Raw genomic sequence first — 18,956 nt, 5'->3', positions numbered from 1 at the left:
GCCGACAATGCAGGACTTCGTCGAATTCGCACATGGTTCAGCCGGTGGGCTGCTTGGCACCTGGGTGAAGCTGCCTTCGCTGGAGACGGTCGAATTGCTGGGCCTCGCGGGTTTCGATTTCGTCGTCATCGACATGGAACACGCCCCGCACAGCCTGGAGACTGCCTATCGCCTTGTTCATGCAGCACAGGCCGCTGGAATGGCGGCGCTTGTCCGGCTTCCCGATTGCAGCGGGGCAAGCGTTCAACCATTGCTGGATGCGGGGGCAGACGGGCTGCTGGTGCCGCGAGTAACAACACTGGCGCAAGCCAGCGCGATAACGCGCAAGATGGTGTTCAGTCCGCGTGGTGAACGGGGGTTGGGTACGACCTCCCGCGCCGGACGGTGGGGGCTGGGCGACATGTCCGCCTATCTCGAACGGGGTGACAAACAATGTCTGCGCATGATCCAGCTGGAAGACTGGCAAAGTCTTGATAGCAGCGCCGATTTTGCGGCTCTTGAACATGTGAACGGGATCTTCATCGGCCATGGGGACCTGATGCTATCCAGCGGCAAACGGCCCGATTCCGCGGACGTTCGCGAACTGACGAGGCGCGTGCTCGATACCACGCGGGAAGCAGGGATCCTGTCTGGCGCGGCGGCCGGCAATGCGGCCGATGCACGGCTTTACCGCCATATGGGCTTCTCGCTCGTAATGGTCAGCAATGATGCCACATTGTTCGGCGCGGCAGCGAAAGACCTTGTATCCGAAGCGCGAAGTTGATCGCGCGCTGCCGCACTGACGCTCTCCGAATGTTTTTTGGGCTGCTCAGGCAAAACCCATAACCGTATCTTTACGATTGATAGGCAAGCCGCTTGCCATTGTGGTCGCGGATTGTCTGACATGATTATGAGAGCGGGAGGCGGCTTTGAAAGGCGCTTCCGCATGCGAGTTCTGTTACCGGGCGGGCTGGTTCTGCTGGCCACTTCCGTGTTGTGCGGTGCCGCATTGATAGCCGCCGGCCGGAGTGCCGATTCACTTTCGGCAATGGCGCAGCAGGCTGAAGTCTGGAAAGCGACGAGCGAAGCCATGGATGAACTGGCGCTGGCCCAGGAATCCGTCGGCATGTGCGAAGAGTGCATCGAGGAAGCCGCCTCTGCGGATCCGGATGGCGCCTGGCTGGACAAGAATATCGGCGAACCCCTGTTCGATCTCTATGATGCGCACGCAACCTATATTCTCGATCCCGATGACAGGCCGGTTTATGCCTCTGTCCAGCGCCAGCGTCTGGCCCCTGCGGCATTCGATCAGGTAGCCCCTGCTTTGCAGCGTTTTGTCCAACTGGCGCGGGGCGAGATCCAACGCCCAAGCGGACAGAGCAACCTCAGTGAGCGCCTGCCCGGATCGCCGCCTGCGCCGTTGGTACTTGCTCCGATGCCTGGCCTTTGGGACGAGCCGGTTACCGCCTACCCATCGGTCCGTACGACGCCGAACGTGGTTCATTCGACCGATCTTGTCCGAATTGGCGATCGAATCGCTGTTGTCAGCGTCATGCAGATGGCCCGTTCTTCCCAGGGGGAGCCGCAGGCGGCCGAACAGCCACCGGTGCTGGTCAACTTGCGGTATCTCGACGACGAATTTCTCCGTGAAGCGGCGCAGCGTAACTATCTGCTCGACGCACGTATTTCGGATTCGCCGACGCCTCTCGACGGAGAAAGCTCGGCCGCATTGACGAACAGCGACAGTGTCCGGCTCGCCTATTTCTTCTGGAAGCCGCAGCCTTCCGGAGCCCTTGTGATCAAGGGTCTGCTTCTTCCGGCTGCCGGGGCATTTGCGGTCATAGCAACGCTGGTCCTGCTGATGGCTCTTGGCATGCGCATCCTGATGAAACGGGATGACGAGCATTTGTCACAGCTCGAGGAAGCCCATGTCGAGCTGCGCGCCAAGGAAGCGCAAGCGCACCATCTGGCATATCACGATGCATTGACGGGTTTGCCAAACCGGGCCTTGTTCAATGATCGCGTCGAACAGGCTCTTATCAAGTCGCGCCACGGTGACGCGGTGGCCATACTCCTGCTCGATCTCGATCGGTTCAAGCATGTCAACGACCGCTTCGGGCATCTTGTGGGTGACGAACTCATCCGGGAAGTCGGCATGCGCCTGTTGCGCGTCTTTCCGGCTTCAAAATCGGTGGCGCGGCTCGGCGGGGATGAATTTGCCATCCTGATCGAGAAAGATGATCTCTCGCATGGCATTGAAGACACGCTCGAGCGCATTGTTGAAGATGTGCAGCGCCCTTACGAAGTTCTGGGCAATCAGGTACATGTGGGGGTAAGCATCGGTATTGTCATTGCCCCGGAATATGGCAGCGACCGCACCGAACTGATGCGCAAGGCCGACATTGCCCTTTACCGGGCGAAAGCGGAGGGGCGAAACTGTTATCGCTTCTTCGACCAGTCAATGGACGAAACGGTCCAGTTGCGCGCAACGATCGAGAGTGATCTGCGCAACGCAATATGTTCTGGAACCGAACTCAGCATACATTACCAACCCCTGGTGGATTCCATATCCGGCGAGGTGAGGCGCTTCTCCGCTGGCGCCACCCGGAACTGGGGTGGGTACCGCCGCAGCAATTCGTACCGGTGGCGGAAGAGACGGGCCTGATTTCCGCATTGGGCGATCATGTCCTGAGTGAAGCCTGCGAAGTCGCGCGCGAATGGCCGCACCTGACGATCGCCATAAATCTCTCGCCGGTGCAGTTCTGTGACGAGGATTTTGCGGAGCGGGCGTGCCGGCTTGTGCGCGAAGCTGGAATTGATCCTTCCCAGATCGAATTCGAAGTGACCGAAGGCGTGGTGCTCGATCAGAACGAACTGGTCAGAGGCGCTTTGCGCCGCTTCCGGAAAGCCGGTTTCCGTATAGCGCTTGACGATTTCGGCACGGGTTATTCGTCGCTCAGCTGTCTGCGCAATTTTGACGTCGACCGGATAAAGATCGACAAGAGTTTCACTCAGGGGCTCGGGCAAAGCCTCGAATCCAGCGCGATCATTACGGCTGTCATCACGCTGGGCCACGCGATGGGGCTTCAGGTCACTGCCGAGGGCGTGGAAACGTCCGGGCAGCACGAATATCTGCGGTCCGCAGGCTGCAATATGTTGCAGGGCTATTTGTTCTCCAAGGCGGTGCCGGCAAGCGAACTTCGCCAGTCGATCGAGCGTTACAAGCAGGGTAGAGCAGCCTAGATCCTCGATCCTCGCATTGGGCAGGCCGGTTTCCGGTCCCGGACAGGCGAGTGAGTGTTCCGAAACAGGACAACTCCTTCCATGCTGCGCCGGGCTGGATGCCGGGCGGGGCGGATTTTTCTTTCGCTGTGACTGTGCCGCGCAGCGCGAAGTCTCGCGCCTGCTGGGTAAAAGCCTGACGCCCCCCTCGTGGCGGGGGCAATCTTCACATGGCCCACACTTTTTCAGCGAAAACGCGATTTCGCTGACCAGCCCGATTGACGGGCGCTTCCGTTTCGACCATTGGCGCAATCAATAATGCGAACAATTAGCAAGAATGGACGAAAATGACTGATCGATTGAGGCGGGCAAGTTGGTTGGTTGCCGGTACGGTTCTGGGTGCCGCAGGATTGGGAGCGACTGCGCCGGCCATGGCGCAGGGGCAGGGGGATACGGAAGTTTCGTCGGAAGACGCGATCGTGGTGACAGCCGCTGGCTTTGCGCAGAAGATCACCGATGCTCCTGCCAGCATCAGCGTCATCCCGGCGGAAATCCTCGCCGAACGTCCTTATATGACGCTGATCGACGCAGTGCGTGACCTGGAAGGCGTCGATGTCGGGGAAACTGCCGACAAGACCGGCCAGCGCACGATCAGCATTCGCGGCATGGGCGCCGACTATACGCTGCTGCTGATCAACGGGAAGCGGCAGAACAATCATGGCGATATCTACCCGAACAATTTTGGCGGCAATGGGTTCAATCACATTCCGCCGCTCGATACGGTCCAGCGGATAGAGGTTATCCGCGGTCCCGCCTCGACGCTTTATGGTGCGGATGCGATGGGCGGCGTCATCAACATCATCACGCGGCCCGTCAGCCGCCGCTGGTCGGGTTCCGCCACGGTCGGGCGCAGCTTCCAGGAAGATAGCCGCTTCGGCGATGACATCACTTTCGATGCGGGCTTGAGCGGACCGATCCTGGGCGATGCGCTGGGCATTTCGCTGCGCGGCTCGATCTATGAACGGATGGCTTCCAATCCGGAATTCCGCCCTGTCACCGATCCCGCGGGTGTCACGCATGTCCGCGCGCTCGGCTTCGGCGGTGGTGGCCGAACCGTGGACAACACCAATTACAGCGTGGGCGGCACGCTCGCCTGGACGCCGTCAGACAAGCACACCATCGAATTCGATTACGACATCTCTCGGCAGAAATATGACAACACGCCGATTACCGATCCCGATACGGGGGAGGTCAGTTTTCCGCTCGGCACGCTCGATAGTATCGACACCATCTGGCAGACCCGCGGCGGTATCGTGGCACCGCGTGTCGGCTACAAGGACGAACAGCGCTTCAACCGCACCAACTGGTCGGTCACGCATAATGGCGAATGGTCGTTTGGCCGCAGCTTCGTCTCGCTCGCCTATGTCGATACCGTCAATCGTGGCCGCACGCGGCCCTTCTCCGTGGCGGAGCGGCTGCTGCTGCAGGAAATCTATGATGGCACGGGCGACTATGCGGGGCTGAGCGAGGACGAGCGCCGCGAGATTGCGGCGGAAACATTCCTGCCGCGTCCTGACCGCGACCTGAAATCCAGCCAGTTCACCGCCGATGCGCGCATGGTGATCCCGCTGGCGGACCTTGCGGGCGATCATGAAGTGGTCGTTGGCGGCCAGTATATCGACGGGGAACTGTTCGATGCGGTCTTCGGCCTGGAACAGAGCGAAGAAGGCATTTCTGCCGTGCAGAAGCAGAAACAATGGTCGATCTTCGTGGAAGACAATTGGTCGCCCCTGGACCTTTTCACCCTGACCGCAGGTGTGCGTTATGACGAGCACGACCTGTTTGGCGGGCAGTTCTCGCCGCGGGTCTATGGTGTGTTCAATGCAACCAGCACTCTGGTTGTGAAGGGCGGTGTCAGCACTGGCTACAAGACGCCCAAGACCACCGATCTTTACGATGGCATTCGCGGTTTCGGCGGGCAGGGGACCTCCCCCTTTGTCGGCAACCCCTTCCTGACGCCTGAAACCAGCGTGAATACCGAAGTGGCGATTTACTGGGATCCGCTTCCCGGCACCGGGATCAATGTCACCTATTTCCACAACAAGTTCGATGACAAGATCGCCAGCGAAACGGTGCAGCCTTGCGAAGTGACCGGCGGGGAACGACCCTGCGCCAATCTGGGCGATTATTACACCATCCTCGGCCTGGGTGGCACGGTCAATCAGCCGGTCAATATCGATGAGGCGAAAGTGGAAGGGGTCGAAGTTGCCGGCCGCATCCGTTTCCTGCAGAAATTCAACCTGCGCGCCAATTACACTTATACGGACAGCAAGCAGCTCAGCGGATCGGATGAGGGGCTGCCGCTCACCAACACGGCACGGCATATGGCCAATGCCACGCTGGACTGGTCACCCACTGACCGGATCAGCGCGCAGCTCAATGCAGAGCATCGATCCCGCAGATATCGCGGAGTGGACGCGGGCACGGGCGAACGGCTTTATTTCAAGAGCTACACCGTGCTGAATCTGGGCGGGCAGTTCCAGTTGAACGAGCACATCACCGTGGGCGGTCGCATCAACAATCTGCTCGACACGGACTTCACCAGCTATCGCACGAGCTTCATCGATAATGGAGATGGCAGTTTCGAGCCGGTTTTCGTGGATGATTACAACAACAAGGACAAGGCACGAAGCTACTGGGTCAATCTCAGGGCGCAGTTCTAAGTCTGTGTTTGGGGGCGCCGGGAGAGCTGGCGCCCCCTGGCCATAGGGCTGGGCAGCCCGGCCGCCATGCCATTCGCCATATTGTGTGATCGGGGCGCAAAAACCTGCTTTTCCCCCTGGCTCACCATCTTGTTTAGACCCATCGCGCGTCATACTTTCCAGGGCGTGAAGCTCGGTTCCGCTCTTCCTGCCTCTTTCAGGCTTCTCGTGCTCGCGATGCTGGGCATTATTGCCTTGCAAGCGCTGCCGACTAAGCCGCTGTCGGCCGAGACGAGATATGGTTCCGCCTTCAGCGCCGATACGGCGGAGGTATCGCTTTCGACGCGCCATGAGGTGAACTCGCGAGCGTCGCTCGTGCAGCTGCCTTCGACATTGTTTGCCCACATTGCGCCGCCCGTCCGCCTGTCGGGCGCCGAAGCGAAAGGGCCATCCCACATATGGCCGGGGCGGCGCCAGACGGCACCGCCTGTTCCATGGCCGCATTCGCCCGCAGAAGGGCCGCGCGCTCCTCCCCTGAAATCCTGATCAAGCGCGCCTCGACGGAGGCGATAATGCCAATTTGCATATAATCAGGATCAATAATGACCAACGAACAGTCCGAGGCATCCAGCCCGGCCGACCGCTACGACCAGGTCGCAGCGCTCCTTCAGGCATATCCGCATATCGACGAACAGCAGTTGCAGGATTTGAAGCAATGGTTCCGCAAGGCCAGCGCATTCGATGTGGCAAGCCTGGCCAGCAATGAAACGATTGTCGCCGGCTATACGCAATTCCGGCGGGAGCATATCGATCGGATATCACTGAAAGAAGCGATCTATGCCATCATCGGCGTGTCGATCTGCTTCTCCTTGTTCGCCCTGGTGGGCTTGTTCGCGCCATGAGGGGGCGGCCTGCTGCCAGCAAGGCGGAATTCACCGCCAGGCAGGAAACAGCAGGCCGGAATATATGCAGGAACAGGCGGGATTACTGATATGCGCTGTTGTTCCTGCAATCATCCGTTACCGTCCGAACCAAGGGCGGTAAGAACGACGTAATCTTGCAGAACGGCAAGATTGGACGGTCAGAAAACGTAGAGGATAATGAAACCGACGATGAAAGCGCTGGTGAACAGCTTCCTGGCCCGTATGGGTGCCAGGCCGGATCGGGGTTGATCATGCCAATCATCAGCCCCGAAGTCGCGCTGTTATCCGTCGGTATTCTGCTGCTTCTGACCGTCCTTGCCGGCACGCTTTCAAGCCGTTTCGGCCTGCCGGCGCTTATTGGCTTTCTCGCGCTTGGCATGTTGGCGGGTGTCGATGGACCGGGCGGCATATCCTTTGAAGATTATCTTCTGACGCAAGGCATCAGCGTCGCCTGCCTGATTTTCATCCTCTTTTCGGGCGGTCTGGATACAGAGTGGCGGGATGTGCGCCGCGTTGCCGCGCCTGCGCTGCTGCTGGCCACGGTCGGCGTATTGCTGAGCGCGGCGATAGTGGGCGGCGCGGCCATGTTGATCCTGGGCTTCGGACCGTTCCAGGGCTTTCTGCTGGGCGCCGTGGTCGCTTCCACCGATGCCGCGGCGGTGTTCGCCATATTGCGTTCAAGCGATATGAAACTGAATGCGGATGCCCGCGCTCTCATAGAAGTGGAATCCGGTTCCAACGATCCGATGGCGATCTTCCTGGTGGGGGCTGCGCTCCTGTTCCTTGCCACTCCGGGAACCTCCGCGCTCTCGCTCGGCGCTGATTTCGTCCTGCAGATGGCCGCTGGCGGCATCATCGGGGCCGTGGCAGGCTGGTTGATGGCAGAGATACTCAAGCGATCTCCCTATGTGCATGGAGGGCTGGCCTTCGTGATATCGGTGGCCAGCGTGCTGATCGCCTATGGCTGCGCGCAGATTGTCGGCGGAAACGGCTTCCTCGCTGCCTATGTGGCGGGCCTGATGGCGGGCAATCGCGATTATACGGCCAGACCCATTGTGGCGACCTTTCAGGATGGCCTGGCTTGGCTTGCCCAGGTTGCGATGTTCCTTACGCTCGGCCTGCTTATCACACCTTCCAACCTTACCCATGTAATCGGGCCGGGCCTTGCGATCACCTTCATCCTGATGCTGGTTGCCCGCCCGCTCAGCGTGTTCCTGTGCCTCTGGCCATTTCGCCAGTTCGGCTGGCGGGCAAAGCTCTTCATTTCCTGGGCGGGATTGCGCGGCGCGGTTCCCATCGTCCTGGCGACCTTCCCGATCGTGGCGGGCGTGCCAGGGGCCTTCGCCATCTTCAATATCGTGTTCTTCGTGGTCCTGTTGTCCAGCCTGATACAGGGGCCGACGATGAACTGGCTCGCCAGAAGGCTGGGCATGGTGCCTGCGGAGGATCCGCAAACTGTGCCGGCGCCACAATAACCAGCATCCACCGGCTGGCGGGCAGAACCCCGTCAGCCGGGCACCGAACCTGATTACGGGGGCGAGGGCCATTCGTCCGGGCTTACATCCGGCTCGTCGAAATCCGGCATATCGGGCTCGGTTTCGGGTGGGGGTTCGGGCGCCGGGTCCGGTGGGGGCGGAGGCGTTTCAGGCGGCCCTGAAGGATCGATCCGGTTGGGCGGTTCGGGCGGTACGGTTGCCATGGCTGCCTTCTGTCAGTCGGCACGAAAAGATTCGCGCTGCGTATTGAAGGCAAAGGTCAGTATAGAAGCGATCCGTAGATTTACGAACAGCGCCCGCGCCGGTGAAGCATCACTATTCACCGGAGGAGCAGGGAAGATGACTTTCCAGACGAGATCGACTCGCAAGGTTGCTTCGGAAGATCTGGTGCAGGCTCTCCATAAAGCGGCGGAGCCTCTGCCTGATCCGGCCAATGCCGACCTGTTCGGCGAAAGTTTTGACCGTTTTGGCAATGCGCAAATCGTTCTTCTTGGCGAGGCCACGCATGGTTCGAGCGAATTCTACCGCGCCCGGGCCGCGATCACGCGCAGGCTCATCGAACATCACGGCTTCAATATCGTGGCGGTGGAAGCGGATTGGCCGGACGCCGCCAGGATAGATGATTACTCCCGCCACAGGGCCCCCCGGCCGAGGAGGGGCGATGTCTTTGCGCGCTTTCCCACCTGGATGTGGCGCAATCTGGAAGTGCTGGAATTCGCCGATTGGCTGAGAACCCGTAACGAGGCACTGCTCGAGGCCGAGCGCACGTCCTTCCACGGACTGGATGTTTACAGCCTGGGGGAATCCATCCACGCAGTGCTGACATATCTTGACCGGGTGGACCCGGAAGAGGCTGCTCGTGCCCGGGCGCGCTATGGCTGTCTCACCCCCTGGCAGGATGATCCGGCGCGATATGGCCACATGGTGGAACGCGGTGGGCGCACCGGCTGCGAAGATGCGGCGGTAAGCCAGTTGCAGGAACTGCTCGACCGCCGCCTGTCATATCTGGCGCAGGATGGTGAAAGCTGGTTCGATGCCGTGCAGAACGCGCGGATCGTTCTCGCCGCGGAACGTTATTACCGGGCCATGTATCGCGGATCTGCGGAAAGCTGGAATTTGCGCGACCGGCACATGTTCGCAACGCTGCAGGCATTGCTGGCTCATCGCGGCGATGGTGCCAGGGCTGTCGTCTGGGCTCATAATTCTCACATCGGAAATGCCTCCGCCACTGCGATGGGATGGCGGGGAGAATTCAATATCGGGGAACTCTGCCGCATGGCGCATGGCCATGAAGCGGTGCTGATCGGCTTCGGTACCGATCGCGGCACGGTTGCGGCTGCGGATGACTGGGGCGCGGATATGCGTGTCAAAACGGTGCGCGAGGCGCGCCCCGACAGTTGGGAACATGCATTCCGCCGGTCGGGTTATGCCCGATCGCTGACAGATTGGCGCGGCCCGGAAAAATCCGGGCTGGCGACGAAGCTGCGCACCTCCTTGCTCGAAAGGGCAATCGGGGTCGTCTATCGGCCGGAAACGGAATTGCTGAGCCATTATTTCGAAGCGGTTCTGGCCGACCAGTTCGACGCCTATGTCTGGTTCGAGGAAACGCAGGCGGTGACGCCGCTCGGGCCGGAACATCCCCATGGCGCACCCGAAACCTATCCGTTCGGACTATAGCCTATGACACGTCCTCCGCCCGAAACCGTGGAAGTCCGGATCGAGCCGCGCGGAATGGCTGCCATTCTCGGCATTCCCGCGGATGCGGGCGGGCTGGTCGTCTTCGCCCATGGCAGCGGGAGCGGCAGGCTGAGCCCGCGCAACAATCACGTGGCTGCCGGGTTGCGGGAAGCCGGACTGGGAACGCTTCTGCTCGATCTGCTGACACCGGAAGAGGAGATGGACCGGGCGAATGTTTTCGATATCGATCCGCTTGCCTCCAGATTGGTTGAGGCTGTCGAATGGTGCGACAGCGAAAAGCAGCTCGCCAATTTGCCGCTGGGCTTTTTCGGGGCGAGCACCGGGGCGGGCGCCGCCCTGATGGCTGCCGCCCGGATACCGGACCGAATTGGCGCCGTCGTTTCGCGAGGAGGGCGTCCCGACCTTGCCGGTTCGACCGCTCTCGCCCGGGTAGAAGCCCCGACACAGCTGATCGTGGGTGGCCGCGATACACAAGTTATCGAATTGAACCGGCAGGCGGCACGGCATCTACGATGCCCGCACGAAATCGTTATCGTGCCCGGTGCGGGGCATCTCTTTGAAGAACCGGGAACGCTGGATCAGGTCATTGGCCATGCAAAGCGCTGGCTGCGCGATCATCTGGTTTTCGGAAATGGGAGCAAGTGATGGATGGACCGCGCAAATTCGCCGATCGCAGGAGCGCTGGACGCCGCCTCGCGGCGGAGCTTGCGCATTTGAAATCCCGCAACCCACTGATCCTGGCTCTCCCCCGCGGGGGCGTGCCCGTCGCCTACGAAGTCGCCCTGGCGCTCGATGCGGAAATGGATCTCATCTTCGTGCGCAAACTTGGCGCTCCCGGCCATGAGGAGTTTGGCATCGGTGCAGTGGTTGACGGGGCGGAACCGCAGCTCGTGCTCAACGAGGATGTCATTCGGCAGATCGCGCCGACCTCGCAATATATCCACCAGGAATTGCAGCGTCAGCTGGCTGAGATCGAACGCCGCCGGGATGCCTATATGGCGGGGCGGAAACCCATTTCCCCGAAGGGGCGCTGCGTCATCGTGGTGGATGACGGGATCGCCACGGGCGGCACGGTGAAAGCGGCCCTGCAAGGCGTGAAGCGCAACGAGCCGGCCCATCTCGTGCTGGCCGTGCCGGTCGCGCCGCGACAAGTGCTGGACGATCTGCGGAAGGAATGTGACGAGGTCGTGGTGCTCGAGACACCCGAACCCTTTCATGCCGTTGGCCTGCATTATACCGATTTCACGCAGACCCCTGACAGCGAGGTGATCGATATCATGGCCCGCTCCTACCGGGGGCACCAAGTAGTCTCTCACGGAGACTGATGGCGGCGGTGCCGTTGAGGGATCCGGAGCGGCAGGGATCCCGGTACCGGGCGCCATATCCGGAATTCTACGGACTGACCGCTCCCGGTTTTCACACGACATTTCGGTGGTCGTATCCGCTCGCCAGGCACAGGCTGGCGCACGGGATTACCGGAGGTGTTCATGAAGATAGAAAATGGCGCGCTTGTCCTTGTCGCGGATGGCCAGAAACTCTTGCTCTTTCGCAACGAAGGCGACGAGAAATATCCGGTTCTCACCACTCTGGTGCATGACGAAGCGCAAAATCCGGCTTCTCGAATGCAAGGCGACGATACGCCCGGCCGCACACGGTCCAGTTCAGGAGAAATGCGGAGCAGTTATCAGGAAACCAACTGGCACGACGAGGGCGAGGAGGCATTTTCGCGCAAGGCGGCAGAAAGCCTGGAAAAATGTGCCGAGGCCAATCCTGAAGGAGAAATTGTCGTGATCGCCGATCCGCACAGTCTTGGCCAATTGCGCCAGCATTACGGCAATGCGACCCGTGCCCGTTTGTGCGGAGAAATCGCCAAGGATCTGGTCCGTCATACGACCGATGACATTGTAAACGCGATAGAGTCCTTCCACCCGTAACCGGCCTCTGAAATCTGCCGGCCGCCGATGCCGGGGAGGAATATTGCCGCCCCGGCAATCGTCACGTCGAGGAATGGTTTTCCCCGTGCCTCTCGCAGCCTTCAGATGTTCGGGTCAGGCCTTGATCTTGATCTTCCGTTTGCGTTTCTGGACTTCCTGGTCCTTCTTGATTTCCAGCTTGAGCACACCTTGGCGGACCTTCGCCTCGATGCTGTCGGGGTCGATGTCGGGCGGAAGCGAAATCCGCCGGTTGAACGAACCATATCTTCGCTCGCTCATCAGATAGCCGGCTTCCTTCTTTTCGCTTTGTTCGCGTTTTTCGCCGGAGATCGACAGAACACCCTCGGAAACTTCGATATCGATGTCTTTTTCTTCCATTCCCGGCAGTTCGACAGCCAGTTCGTAATGATCGCCCTTATCGGCAAGATCGACTGCCGGCATCAATTCGGTGCGTCCTGGAAAAGCGAAGATGCCGCGCCCTGGCATACCAATACCGAAATCGTCGAACAGCCTGTCAATCTCATCGCGCAATCGGCCAATTGGAGTATCCAGAAGCGAGCCGGCGCTGCGTTTCGTCGTTGCCGGGACAGAAGACTGGTCGTTCATGATTGGCCTCCATAATACGGGATCGAAATCGAGAGCCTCCAGCACAGGCATGGCGGTGCTGAAGGTCCGGTGCCGACAATAGAAGCGGGTATTTTTGGCTCGACATTGGGTAAGTTACGTAATTCTTTTCGATTGGGCTGGTGCTTGCTGGCCGGAATACATCATCGGAGGCAATATTCCGTCCGTTCATGCTCCAAGGAGAAGCTTCTCCCATCCGGACCGTAGGGTCTGCCACCGGCAATGTGAGGTCTTTCGGTGATGTCGGCGCGGCCAGAAGCGGCTGATCAATCAAGGGGGTCTGCCTTCCGGGGTGAGGGGCTGCGCAAGATCTACCGCACGGGCGAAACCGAGGTGGAGGCCCTGCGCGGAGTGGACCTTGATGTGGCCCAGGGGGAAATGCTGGTCCTGCTTGGCCCGTCGGGCAGCGGAAAATCCACTCTTCTCAATATTGTGGGCGGGCTGGATCGTCCGACCGAGGGCAGGCTTTTCTATCGCGAGACGGAACTGACCGGGATGAAGGAGGATGAAATGACCCGGTTTCGCCGCCAGAACGTCGGCTTCATCTTCCAGTTCTACAATCTCATCCCCAGCCTGACGGCCGAAGAGAATGTGCAACTGGTGACGGACATCGCCGCCGATCCGATGGATGCAAGAGAAGCGCTCGAAATGGTGGGTCTCGGGGACCGGGCGCATCATTATCCCGCACAATTATCAGGCGGGGAACAGCAACGCGTCGCCGTGGCTCGTGCGGTCGCGAAACGGCCCGGCGTCCTGCTTTGCGACGAACCCACCGGGGCATTGGACAGCCAGACCGGAATCCGTGTTCTGGAAACCCTTGTTCGTGCCAATCGCGAACTGGGCACGACCGTGATCATCATCACGCATAATGTCGGTATCGGGGCCGTTGCTGACCGCGTATTCCATTTCCTCGACGGGCAGATCGCCCGGATCGAGAAGAACGATCACCCGATCCAGCCCGTTGAGATCACCTGGTGAAGGCGCTTGATCGCAAGCTTTTGCGCGATCTGTGGCGCATGCGCGGGCAGGTTCTGGCAATTGCGCTGGTGCTGGGCGCAGCAACCGCAACTTTTGTCCTGTCGGTCGGGGTTTATCGCTCGCTCACGGAAACGCGGGATGTCTATTACGAGCGCAATCACTTTGCGGATGTCTTCGCCAACCTGACGCGGGCACCCCGTTCCGTTGTCGCCCGGATCGCCGCCTTGCCCGGCGTTCAGCGCGCGGAGGGATCGATCCAGCAATATGCGACGCTGGAATTCCCCGGCCGCAACGTGCCTGTGCGCGCGCTTGTCAATTCCGTGGACGAATATGGGCGCGATCGGCTGAACCTCGTCACCTTGCGGGAAGGGCGGATGCCTCGGCCCGGCCAGCCCGGGGAAGTGGTCGTGGATGAAGCCTTTGCGGAGGCCAACAATCTCGTTCCCGGAAGCAGTGTGGCAGCCCTGATCTATGGCAACCGGCAACGCCTGGATATCGTCGGCATCGGGCTTGCCCCCAATTACATCTATTCGATCGCGCCGGGTGACCTCATCCCCGATAATGAGAGATATGGCATCTTCTGGATGGGGCGGGATGCGCTGGAGGCGGCGACCGATCGAAGGGAAGCCATAAATTCACTGGCTCTGACCTTGCGGCGGGGTGTCAGCCGGGCGGATGTGATCCGGCAGGTCGACCGCATTCTGGAACCATATGGCGGCACGGGCGCCTATGGCCGGGAAGATCATATCAGCCACGCCTTCCTTGACAGCGACCTGCAGCAGCTCGACGCGATGACCCGGCTGATCCCGCCGATCTTCCTGCTCGTTTCGACCTTTCTGGTCTATATCGTCCTTGGCCGGATGATCCGCACCGAACGGACCCAGATCGGGCTGATCAAGGCATTCGGTTATTCCAGCCGCCAGGTCGCCTGGCATTATTTCAAATTCGCCCTGGCGATTGCCCTTGCCGGCGCGCTGCCGGGATCAGCGGCCGGCATCTGGATGGGGCAGGAAATGACGCGGCTATATGCCGAATATTACCGCTTTCCCTTCCTTTCCTATCACGTATCGCCCCCGGTCCTGCTTGCCGCCGCTTCCCTGTCTCTCCTGTCGGCGACGCTTGGCGCGCTGGGCGGCATGAGAAGCGCCGTCAGCCTGGCACCGGCGGTGGCCATGTCGCCCCCTCCACCGCCTGTTTACCGGAGCGGCGCGGTAGAGAATCTGGGGCGCTTGGCAGGGTTCAGCGCGATCGGCCACATGATCGTGCGCCACATTGCACGCTGGCCGGGGCGTTCTGCCATCACCGCGCTGGGTGTGGCCCTGTCGCTCGGCCTGCTGTTCACGACCATGCAGTTCATGGATTCCACGAATTACATGCTCGAATCCTATTTCTCGCGGGCGCAGCGCCAGGATCTGACCGTGAGTTTTACCGAAGCGCGCAATGAAGATGTCCTGTATGAAATTGCGCAGATTCCCGGTGTGATGCGCGTGGAAGGCAGAAGGGATATCCCGGTACGGCTGTCCAACGGAAACCGGACGGAGCGCACCGCAATACAGGGCGCTCCTGCGCAGGCATGGCTGACGGCCCGCATCGATAGTGGCGGCGGGGAGATTGCGATGCCAGTATCCGGGCTGATGCTAAGCCGGCAGCTTGCCGACCAGCTTGCCGTCGATACGGGAGACAGGCTGTATGTCGAAGTCTTGGGTGGTCACCGGACCGAGATGAGCTTGCCCGTTGCAAGCGTGGTGGATGAATTCATCGGCGCCAACGCCTATGCCGCCGAGCGCACTCTGCTCGCCCTTGCACGCGATGCGGCGCCGGTCGGGTCGGCCCTTCTGCTGATCGATCCGGCCGCGCGCGACAATATCCTTGCCGAACTCAGGCAGATGCCGGTTGTGCTGGGCGTGACCGAACGGAGCGCGGCGATGGATCTTTTCGAGGAGATGATTGACGAAAACATCTTCACGATGATGTCCTTCTACATTGCCTTCGCTTCGGCGATTGCGGTGGGGGTGGTGTATAACAGCGCCAGGATCCTGTTTTCCGAGCGTTCGCACGAACTCGCCACTCTGCGCGTCCTCGGCTATCAGCGTAGTGAGGTGGGGCTGATCCTGATCGGTGAACTGGCAATTCTGGTCCTTGCGTCCGTGCCGCTAGGCGGGGTTATCGGTTACTGGCTGGCGCAATTGACCATCGCGATGTTCAGTTCCGAATTGTTCCGCCTTCCTTTTGCGCCCACATGGGCATCCTTTGGCTATGCAACTGTCGTCATATTGCTGGCGGCCCTGGCAACGGCGGCGCTGGTGGCGTTGCGCGTGATGCGGCTGGACATGGTGCGCGTTCTGAAGGCGCGGGAATGATGCTTCACTTCCTCAAACGCTGGCGCTGGGCCATTTCGATTGCGGCAATCATGCTGGCCGGGTTTGTCTATGCGTTCTGGCCTACCTCCCTTTCCGTCGATGTTGCCACTGTCTCGCGCGGAGCGATGCATGTCGGCGTGACGGATGACGGGGTGACGCGGGCCGAGGAATATTATGTCGTTTCAGCCCCGGTGACGGGCTATCTCGACCGAATAGAGCTGGAAGCGGGCGACCGGGTGGAGCCCGGAGCGCTTATCACCACCATGCGCGGGCGCCCGGCAACGCCGCTCGATCGGCGTAGCGCGGAAGAGCTTCGGGGCGCGCTGGCAGCGGCGCGGGCCTCTGTCAGTTCGGCAGAGGCCACGCTTGGCCAGGCGAGGCGCGACCTGGCCCGGGCGGAGGAGCTGGCAAGGCGCGGCTTCCTGCCCCGCGCGCAACTTGAGGCAACGCGAACGCGCGTGGCGACTGCGGAGGGCGCGCTGGCCCAGGGCCGGGCAGAAGCAGCGCGGATAAGGGCCGCCATGGGGCAGCCATCCGCCGCGGGCGCAGTGCAGGTTCCGGTTTATTCGCCCGCGGGCGGCTCTGTCATGTCGGTCATCAATGAGAGCGAAGGCGTGATACTGGAAGGCACGCAGCTGATGACGATTGGCGATCCCGATCGGATAGAGGCCGTTGTCGATCTGCTATCCCGTGAAGCCGTGCGCATTTCGCCGGGTGATCCGGTGCGGATATCGCAATGGGGCGGGGCTGAACCATTGATGGGGCGGGTGGAACGGATCGAACCGTTCGGCCGGCTGAAGATCTCGGCACTCGGTATTGAAGAGCAGCGGGTGAATGTCATCATCAGCTTCACCGAAGCATCGCGTTCAGCTGCCGCGCGTCTGGGGCATGGCTATCAGATCGACGCCACGATCATATTGTGGAGCAGCGATGACGCATTGCGCCTGCCAATAGGGGCCATGTTTCGCGGCGGAGATGGCGAATGGCGGGTATTCGTCGATGATGGTGGCCGGGCGCGCGAACGGGAAATAGTCATTGGCCATCTCAATGACGAATTCGCCGAAGTCCTTTCCGGCCTGGATGAAGGCGAGACGGTGATCCTAAATCCCGGAAATGCGCTGGAAGATGGGGATCCGATTTCCATACGCAGGTGATCGGCGGTTGCAGTCGGGCGCGGATATTCATTCCTGCCCGCATCCGGTGACCGGCGGCGGAACGGAGATGCGGCGGTCCCGGTTATAGAGATCACGCAGTGTTTCCACGCCGCCTTGCCCATCGGCCACAGCGGTAAAATAGACGACATAGATTGGCAGCGGGCGCGCAAGATCCAGCGTCGTGGTTACGCCCGATTCCACGATCGCGTCGACTTCCTCGCGCGATTTTACGCCCTGCAGCAATGTCGCGGCATAGCCGATGGCGTCTCCCGTGCGGATGCAGCCATGGCTGAAGGCGCGAACATCCTCTGCGAAGAGATTCTTGTTCGGCGTATCGTGCATATAGATGCTGTAAGGATTGGGCATGACGAGCTTCATCTGACCGAGGGCATTGTTGGGCCCCGGCTTCTGGCGATAGCGGCCATCGTTCCAGACATAGCCCCGCGACCGGGCGAGGGCGGGATTGCGCCGGACCAGGCTGCCGATGCTTTCCCGCACGATGCTGGCCGGGATTTCCCACCACGGGTTGAGCGTCACTCCGGTAATCGTGGTGTCGAAAACGACGCTGGGCGTGCTGGTCTTGCCCACGATGACCGGCCAGGCTCCGGCCTTCATGCCATCGCGCCAGAGATAGGCTTCGAATTTGGGCAGATTGACCATCACGTAATTGCCGCCCAGCGATCGGGGTAGCCAGCGCCAGCGCTCCATATTGCGGCCGATCGTGGTGCGCTTCGCCTCGTCCGGTTCTTTCGCATAGGCCGATTTCAGTGCGGAATATTCCTGGTGGCGCGGACGCAAAGTGGCGAAGAACGCATCCAGCGTGCCATTCTCCACCGCGGCGGCCAGGAGCGGCTCCAGATCCATTTCCTTGTCGGTATCATTAATGTTCCAGCCGCTACGTTCGGCGACGCTGGCGGAGCCGAGAAGATGCATCCGGGCCAACCGCAGGGCGAGTGAAGTGGCCTGTGTTTCCATGGCGTCGGCATCCCCCGCGGTGGTGGCTGCATCGAGACGATCGGTGGGTAATACCGGCAGGGCATCCAGCGGTGCGGCCGATATCCAGCGTTTCAGCGTGGCAATTTCCCCGTGGCCCCAGGCGGGGGCGCTGGCTTGCAGCGGTGCCGCCAGAAGGGCAAGAGTCATGGCGACAGTCATCAATATACTTTTTTTCACGAGAATGATGCCTACCTTGGTAACGTTGGGTTATCTGCTCAATACTTATAAAAAACACTAAGTATCGGGATCGTGTTATGACTTTTGACCGTCGGCGCTTTATCGGTGCGTCGCTTGCTGCGGGTGTTTCCCTTGTTGCTGCGCCGCGCGCCTTTGCCGCGCCCAGACTTGCCAATCGCCCCCCTCATCTGTCGCAGGCAATGGCTGCTCTTGATCGGCATGGCTCCCGCATCAAGCATCGCGATACTTTCGGTATCGTGGATTTTGCCGCGAAGTCGGGGGAAATGCGCTTTCACATCGTGGATGCCGGCAATGGCCGCATCGTGGAATCCCTGTTCGTCGCCCATGGCCGCGGATCCGATCCGGCCAATACCGGGATGGTGCAGCGCTTTTCCAACCGCCCCGGATCCAATGCATCGTCCGAAGGGGCATTCCTCACCGGAGCGGCCTATTACGGCAAGCATGGGCGTTCGCGCCGCCTGCACGGGCTGGAACCGCAGAACGATGCCGCTTTCGATCGTGCGATCGTGATCCATGGCGCGGACTATGTGGACCGCACAATGGCGGACCGGCACGGCCGGGTGGGGCGCAGCCTTGGCTGTTTCACCGTGGAACAGCGGACGATCGGCACGGTTCTTGACCGGCTGGGAAGCGGGCGGCTGCTTTTCGCGGCGAAATAGCTGCATCCCTGTTCCGGGGTCGGGAAGCGGCCT

General features: G+C 60.7%; 17 protein-coding genes. 14 read left to right on the top strand and 3 right to left on the bottom strand.

The window, feature by feature from the left end; genetic code table 11:
- Positions 1–7: 7 nt before the first annotated feature.
- The 6 genes from WYH_RS05340 (at position 8) to WYH_RS05310 (ending at position 8,301) form a co-directional block, all read left to right on the top strand.
- Entirely contained in the window at positions 8–763 is a 756-nt protein-coding gene (locus WYH_RS05340) for an HpcH/HpaI aldolase family protein (protein WP_169780715.1), read from the top strand.
- Positions 764–925: 162 nt separating this feature from the next.
- Complete coding sequence (locus WYH_RS05335) at positions 926–2,644, top strand: diguanylate cyclase domain-containing protein (protein ID WP_053833407.1); 1,719 nt, start codon at positions 926–928, stop codon at positions 2,642–2,644.
- Positions 2,548–3,222, top strand: coding sequence for a putative bifunctional diguanylate cyclase/phosphodiesterase (locus tag WYH_RS05330; RefSeq protein ID WP_244877983.1), 675 nt, complete (start codon positions 2,548–2,550; stop codon positions 3,220–3,222). The genes WYH_RS05335 and WYH_RS05330 overlap by 97 nt, the downstream gene beginning before the upstream one ends.
- A 326-nt stretch (positions 3,223–3,548) precedes the next feature.
- Entirely contained in the window at positions 3,549–5,924 is a 2,376-nt protein-coding gene (locus WYH_RS05325; protein ID WP_053833405.1) for a TonB-dependent receptor domain-containing protein, read from the top strand.
- A gap of 581 nt (positions 5,925–6,505) precedes the next feature.
- Positions 6,506–6,805 (top strand): hypothetical protein, encoded by a 300-nt coding sequence (locus WYH_RS05315; protein ID WP_046903015.1) that lies wholly within the window; start codon positions 6,506–6,508, stop codon positions 6,803–6,805.
- Between the two features lie 272 nt (positions 6,806–7,077).
- Positions 7,078–8,301 (top strand): potassium/proton antiporter, encoded by a 1,224-nt coding sequence (locus WYH_RS05310; protein WP_046904838.1) that lies wholly within the window; start codon positions 7,078–7,080, stop codon positions 8,299–8,301.
- Between the two features lie 53 nt (positions 8,302–8,354).
- On the opposite strand, the gene WYH_RS16980 is transcribed toward WYH_RS05310, so the two are convergent.
- Positions 8,355–8,525, bottom strand: a complete 171-nt coding sequence (locus WYH_RS16980; RefSeq protein ID WP_169780713.1) for a hypothetical protein — start codon at positions 8,523–8,525, stop codon at positions 8,355–8,357.
- A gap of 136 nt (positions 8,526–8,661) precedes the next feature.
- On the opposite strand from WYH_RS16980, the gene WYH_RS05305 reads away from it, so the two are divergent.
- From WYH_RS05305 to WYH_RS05290, 4 genes are all read left to right on the top strand, one after another.
- Positions 8,662–9,999, top strand: coding sequence for an erythromycin esterase family protein (locus tag WYH_RS05305; protein ID WP_046903014.1), 1,338 nt, complete (start codon positions 8,662–8,664; stop codon positions 9,997–9,999).
- Positions 10,000–10,002: 3 nt separating this feature from the next.
- Positions 10,003–10,665 carry a dienelactone hydrolase family protein gene (locus tag WYH_RS05300; protein ID WP_046903013.1) on the top strand — a complete coding sequence of 221 codons (663 nt, stop codon included), beginning with the start codon at positions 10,003–10,005 and terminating at the stop codon, positions 10,663–10,665.
- Entirely contained in the window at positions 10,665–11,345 is a 681-nt protein-coding gene (locus WYH_RS05295; protein WP_046903012.1) for a phosphoribosyltransferase, read from the top strand. The genes WYH_RS05300 and WYH_RS05295 overlap by 1 nt, the downstream gene beginning before the upstream one ends.
- Positions 11,346–11,507: 162 nt before the next feature.
- Positions 11,508–11,954: a baeRF12 domain-containing protein gene (locus tag WYH_RS05290; protein WP_046903011.1), complete on the top strand. Its 447-nt coding sequence runs from the start codon at positions 11,508–11,510 to the stop codon at positions 11,952–11,954.
- A gap of 114 nt (positions 11,955–12,068) precedes the next feature.
- Here the strand turns inward: WYH_RS05290 and WYH_RS05285 are convergent, their stop codons facing one another.
- Positions 12,069–12,560 (bottom strand): Hsp20/alpha crystallin family protein, encoded by a 492-nt coding sequence (locus tag WYH_RS05285; protein ID WP_046903010.1) that lies wholly within the window; start codon positions 12,558–12,560, stop codon positions 12,069–12,071.
- Positions 12,561–12,818: 258 nt separating this feature from the next.
- On the opposite strand from WYH_RS05285, the gene WYH_RS05280 reads away from it, so the two are divergent.
- Genes WYH_RS05280 through WYH_RS05270 form a run of 3 tightly spaced genes read left to right on the top strand, consistent with a single transcriptional unit; the run spans position 12,819 to position 17,070 of the window.
- Positions 12,819–13,556 (top strand): ABC transporter ATP-binding protein, encoded by a 738-nt coding sequence (locus WYH_RS05280; protein ID WP_046903009.1) that lies wholly within the window; start codon positions 12,819–12,821, stop codon positions 13,554–13,556.
- Positions 13,553–15,916: an ABC transporter permease gene (locus WYH_RS05275; RefSeq protein WP_046903008.1), complete on the top strand. Its 2,364-nt coding sequence runs from the start codon at positions 13,553–13,555 to the stop codon at positions 15,914–15,916. The genes WYH_RS05280 and WYH_RS05275 overlap by 4 nt, the downstream gene beginning before the upstream one ends.
- On the top strand, positions 15,913–17,070 hold the full coding sequence (locus WYH_RS05270) for an efflux RND transporter periplasmic adaptor subunit (protein WP_046903007.1): 1,158 nt from the start codon (positions 15,913–15,915) through the stop codon (positions 17,068–17,070). Before WYH_RS05275 ends, WYH_RS05270 begins: the two co-directional genes overlap by 4 nt.
- Before the next feature lie 27 nt (positions 17,071–17,097).
- On the opposite strand, the gene WYH_RS05265 is transcribed toward WYH_RS05270, so the two are convergent.
- Positions 17,098–18,225: a L,D-transpeptidase family protein gene (locus WYH_RS05265; protein ID WP_046903006.1), complete on the bottom strand. Its 1,128-nt coding sequence runs from the start codon at positions 18,223–18,225 to the stop codon at positions 17,098–17,100.
- Between the two features lie 95 nt (positions 18,226–18,320).
- On the opposite strand from WYH_RS05265, the gene WYH_RS05260 reads away from it, so the two are divergent.
- Positions 18,321–18,923 carry a murein L,D-transpeptidase catalytic domain family protein gene (locus WYH_RS05260; RefSeq protein WP_046903005.1) on the top strand — a complete coding sequence of 201 codons (603 nt, stop codon included), beginning with the start codon at positions 18,321–18,323 and terminating at the stop codon, positions 18,921–18,923.
- Positions 18,924–18,956: the final 33 nt, after the last annotated feature.

The sequence above is a fragment of the Croceibacterium atlanticum genome (assembly GCF_001008165.2).
GTDB classification, from domain to species: domain Bacteria; phylum Pseudomonadota; class Alphaproteobacteria; order Sphingomonadales; family Sphingomonadaceae; genus Croceibacterium_C; species Croceibacterium_C atlanticum.
Note: the sequence above shows the minus strand (reverse complement) of the source record. Positions and strands in the feature narration are given on the sequence as shown.